This window comes from Acidovorax sp. KPB24-03 (genome assembly GCF_057546605.1).
In genome coordinates, this window is sequence record NZ_BAAJYR010000325.1 from 1 (window position 1) to 4,029 (window position 4,029).

Annotated in this window: 6 protein-coding genes; 3 read left to right on the plus strand and 3 right to left on the minus strand. The window is 69.1% G+C overall.

Annotated elements, in window-relative coordinates; all coding sequences use genetic code 11:
* The 3 genes from AC27KI_RS20130 to AC27KI_RS20140 all read right to left on the minus strand — a co-directional run.
* Nucleotides 1-331, minus strand: a 331-nt coding sequence (locus AC27KI_RS20130; RefSeq protein ID WP_487115465.1) for an aldolase/citrate lyase family protein, incomplete at its 3' end; no start/stop codon positions are given.
* Entirely contained in the window at nucleotides 328-663 is a 336-nt protein-coding gene (locus tag AC27KI_RS20135) for a cupin domain-containing protein (RefSeq protein WP_487115467.1), read from the minus strand. The genes AC27KI_RS20130 and AC27KI_RS20135, both read right to left, overlap by 4 nt.
* A 20-nt stretch (nucleotides 664-683) precedes the next feature.
* A complete protein-coding gene (locus AC27KI_RS20140) occupies nucleotides 684-1,667 on the minus strand; it encodes a Bug family tripartite tricarboxylate transporter substrate binding protein (protein ID WP_272567231.1) in 984 nt (327 codons plus the stop codon).
* A 211-nt stretch (nucleotides 1,668-1,878) separates the two neighbouring features.
* On the opposite strand from AC27KI_RS20140, the gene AC27KI_RS20145 reads away from it, so the two are divergent.
* The 3 genes from AC27KI_RS20145 to AC27KI_RS20155 form a co-directional block, all read left to right on the plus strand.
* Nucleotides 1,879-2,697 (plus strand): lysophospholipid acyltransferase family protein, encoded by an 819-nt coding sequence (locus AC27KI_RS20145; protein ID WP_487115469.1) that lies wholly within the window; start codon nucleotides 1,879-1,881, stop codon nucleotides 2,695-2,697.
* A gap of 1 nt (nucleotide 2,698) precedes the next feature.
* Nucleotides 2,699-3,703, plus strand: coding sequence for a phosphatidate cytidylyltransferase (locus AC27KI_RS20150; RefSeq protein WP_272567229.1), 1,005 nt, complete (start codon nucleotides 2,699-2,701; stop codon nucleotides 3,701-3,703).
* Between the two features lie 59 nt (nucleotides 3,704-3,762).
* Nucleotides 3,763-4,029 (plus strand): crossover junction endodeoxyribonuclease RuvC (locus AC27KI_RS20155; RefSeq protein ID WP_487115471.1); only part of this gene is annotated, 267 nt, incomplete at its 3' end.

The window sequence follows — 4,029 nt, forward strand, 5'->3', positions numbered from 1 at the left end:
CGATGGCGGCGGAGTCCACGTGCGGCACCATCACCCCGGCCGCGCCCATGTCCAGCGCCTGCTGGATGGCCGCGCCGCGCGGATAGGGCACGCGCACCAGCACCGGCAGGGCGCACGCGCGCGCCGCGAGCAGGCTGCGGTCCAGGCTCTCCGGCCCGAAGGGCGCATGCTCGGCATCGAGCACCAGGGTGTCCAGGCCCGTGGCGGCGAGCACCTCCACCGTCTGGTGCGAGGTGGTCTTCACGAACGTGGCGAACAGGAAATCGCCCGCCACCAGCCGCTCGCGCAGGGACGGGGCCTCATCGGCGGCGCCGGGGCGGGCCGCCGTCATGCCAGGTATTCCGGGCGCGCGGGGGTGAAGACGTCGAGATTGAGCACCGGCTCGTCGCCCACCACCACGCCGTGGTGCATGGCGTTGGGAGGCACCACCAGCAGGCTTCCCGGGCCCAGGCGCACCACCTGGCCCTCCACGTAGAAGTCGATCTGGCCCGCCAGGATGTACACCACCTGCTCATGGGGATGGGAATGCGGACGTGGCTCGTGGCCCGGCAGCAGCCGGTGCAGCGCGAGCGTGACGTGCTCGCTGCCGAATGCCTTGCGTTCGATGCCGTGGCGCACGGGCTTCCATTCCATTGCATTCCAATCGACGCTGTTCAGCGCCATGGGCAGGGGGTGTGGGGCGTTCATTCGGAGGAAATTCCCAGCGACTTGATGGTGGAAGACCACAGCCGGTAGTCAGCCTGCAGGATCTCGCGCAATTGAACCGGGTCCACGGGCGCCCGCACCATGCCCAGGCCCTTGAGCCGCTCGGCGACCTCGGGCAGGCCGGTCACCCGGTTGATCTCGTGGTTGATGAGGGCGCGGCGCGCCACGTCCAGCCCCTTGGGCGCGAACACGCCGTACCAGTTGGTGACCTCGAAGCCCTTGAGCGTCTCGGCCGCGCTGGGCACGTCGGGCAGCAGGTCGGACCGGGTCTTTTCGGTGACGGCGATCAGGCGCACCTTGCCGGCCTGCGCATGCGGCAGCAGCAGCGAGGCGCCGCCTGCGAACATCTGGCATTCGCCCTGCAGCAGTGCGGCGACGGCCGGGCCGCCGCCCTTGTAGGGCACGTGCACGATGTCCAGTTGCGCCGTCTTGGCCAGCAGCGCGAGCGTGAGGTGGTTGTGGGTGCCGATGCCGCCCGAGGCGTAGTTGAGCTTGCCCGGGTTGGCGCGGATGTAGGCCAGCAGTTCGGGGAAGGTGCGCGCCGGCACGCTGGGCGAGACGGCGATGACGTTGATCGCGTAGGCCAGCATGGCCACGGTGTCGAAATCGTTCATCGGATCGAACGCCAACTGCTTGTACAGGCTGCCGTTCATGGCATGCGTGGACATGGCGCCGATCTCGAGGGTGTAGCCGTCGGCCGGGGACCGGGCCACCAGCGCGGCGCCCAGGTTGCCGCCCGCGCCGGCCATGTTTTCCACCACCATCGGCTGGCCGCTGGCGGGGAACAGGTGCTTGGACAGCAGCCGGCCGAGGATGTCGGTCGAGCCGCCCGGCGCGAACGGCACGATCAGGCGCACGGGGTGGGTGGGAAAGTCGGCGCCGGCCTGCGCCCTCGCCAGCATGGGCAAGGCGCCCGAGGCACCCAGAACCAGGGCCTGGCGGCGTGTGGTCGAAACGTTCATGGAGAAACTCCCTGCTTTTTTAGCGGAATCGCCGCGGTGAAGCGGTACGGACAGTCTAGAAGTGGCCTCGCGAAAGGGAAGCGCGAACTTGGAAAATTCCACTTCGCAGAACGGATCTTCCCGGTGCGCGGCCGGCCCGTGGCAGGGGGCTCGCCGGCCCACGGTGCAGGCCGGCGCGGGCTCCCTGCCACGCCCCCGTATCATCGCCGCCATGCTTTCCAAGTTGATGAGCCTTTTCCTACTCGGGCTGGTGCGATTTCTCACCGGTTCCCAGGCCCGCTGGTACGGCTGCCCGCCCAAGGCCGAGCAACGCATCTATTTCGCCAACCACCAGAGCCACGCCGACCTAGTGATGATCTGGGCCGCGCTGCCCCAGGAGCTGCGCAGCATCACCCGCCCCATCGCTGCCAAGGACTACTGGACCAAGACGCCCTTTCGGCACTGGATCACCTCGGCGGTCTTCAACGCCGTGTACGTGGACCGCCAGTCGGGCACACCTGCCGCGATGCCACCGGCGGCGCCGGGCGCCGAAACGGCCGCCCTGGACCCTGCCCCGCCGGCCCCGGCGGACGGCCCAACCGCCCTGAACGCAGCTGACATTCCGCAGAGCGGATCGATGATGGAGACCCTGGCTCCGGCGCCCCATGAAGCCGCCGCCGAATCCGCGCCGCCGACACCCGAGGCCCTGCGCGCCGCGCTCGCGCCCGACGACCCGCTGGCCCCGCTGGTGCAGGCGCTGTCCAGCGGCGATTCGATCGTGATCTTTCCCGAGGGCACGCGCGGCCACGGCGATGAGCCCCAGCCCTTCAAGTCGGGCCTGTACAAGCTGGCGCTGATGTTCCCGCAGGCGGTGCTGGTGCCGGCCTGGATCCACAACGTGCAGCGCGTGATGCCCAAGGGCGAAGTGGTGCCCGTGCCCATCCTGTGCTCGGTGACCTTCGGCGCCCCGATCCAGGTCGAGCCCGGCGAGGAGCGCCGCCCGTTCCTGGACCGCGCGCGCCGCGCCGTCATCGCGCTGCGGGAGGTCTGACATGAACGACTTCCTTCGCAACCTCACCACCACGCAGCAGATCGGCGCGCTCTTCGTCGCGATGTTCGGGCTGCTCTCGCTGGTCACCCTCTACGCTTTCTTCCAGACGCTGCGCGAGGCGCGAGGCACCGGCGTGCAGGACCAGGCCGAGCACGAGGCGCACCAGCAGGAATGGCGGCGCTTCTGGAGCCTGCTCAAGACCTCGTGGTTCATGGCCACCGTGTTCTGGGTGGGCTGGGCCCTGGGCGATACCGTGGCGACCGTGCTCTTCGCCATCGTGGCGTTCTTCGCGCTGCGCGAGTTCATCACCCTCTCGCCCACGCGCCGGGGCGACCACCGCAGCCTGGTGCTGGCCTTCTTCGTGGTGCTGCCGCTGCAGTTCATCCTCGTGGGCACGCGCAAGTTCGACCTGTTCACGGTGTTCATCCCGGTGTACGTCTTTCTCGCGCTGCCGGTGGCCAGCGCGCTCGCCAACGACCCCGAGCGCTTCCTGGAGCGCAACGCCAAGCTGCAGTGGGGGATCATGGTGTGCGTGTACGGCATGAGCCATGTGCCCGCGCTGCTGCTGCTCGACTTTCCGGGCTACGAGGGCAAGGGCGCCTTCCTGGTGTTCTTCCTGGTCGTGGTGGTGCAGGCCGGCGTGATCGCCCAGCACCTGCTGGGCCGCCGGTTCCCCCACAAGCCGGTGGCGCCGCAGGTGAGCCAGAGCTTCCAGTGGCTGAGCTGGGCCAGCGGCGTGGCGGTGGGCGGCGTGGCCGGGGTCATGCTGTCGTTCATCACGCCATTCAAGCCGGGGCAGGCGCTGGGCATGGCCCTGCTGGCGTGCCTGGCGGGCAGCCTGGGCCACCTGGTGATGAAGGCGCTCAAACGCGACCGCGGCATCACCAGCTGGGGCATGCAGGGCCAGTCGGTCACGGGTGCGGGCGGGCTGCTGGACCGGGTGGACGCGCTGTGCTTTGCGGCGCCGGTGTTCTTCCACTCCGTGCGCTGGTACTTCGGCTTGTAGGCGAAATCGGCCTCATGCCCTAGAACTTATTGCCCCTGATGCTATAAATAAGTGAGCACATGCGAATCCTGGGAATCGACCCCGGCCTGCAGACCACCGGCTTCGGCGTGGTGGATGTGGACGGCCACGCGCTGAGCTACGTCGCGAGCGGGACGATCCGCACCACGGCGCTCGCGCTGGGCAACCTGCCGGGCCGGCTCAAGGTGCTGTTCGACGGCATCACCGAGGTGGTGGCGCGCTACCAGCCCGACGTGGCCACGGTGGAAATCGTCTTCGTGAACGTGAACCCCCAGTCCACCCTGCTGCTGGGCCAGGCGCGGGGGCGC

Excerpts from the sequence above, each read along its gene's own strand:
- AC27KI_RS20150 (WP_272567229.1), top strand. The coding sequence starts at position 2,699 with ATGAACGACTTCCTTCGCAACCTCACCACCACGCAGCAGATCGGCGCG.
- AC27KI_RS20135 (WP_487115467.1), bottom strand. The coding sequence starts at position 663 with ATGGCGCTGAACAGCGTCGATTGGAATGCAATGGAATGGAAGCCCGTG.
- AC27KI_RS20140 (WP_272567231.1), bottom strand. The coding sequence starts at position 1,667 with ATGAACGTTTCGACCACACGCCGCCAGGCCCTGGTTCTGGGTGCCTCG.
- AC27KI_RS20145 (WP_487115469.1), top strand. The coding sequence starts at position 1,879 with ATGCTTTCCAAGTTGATGAGCCTTTTCCTACTCGGGCTGGTGCGATTT.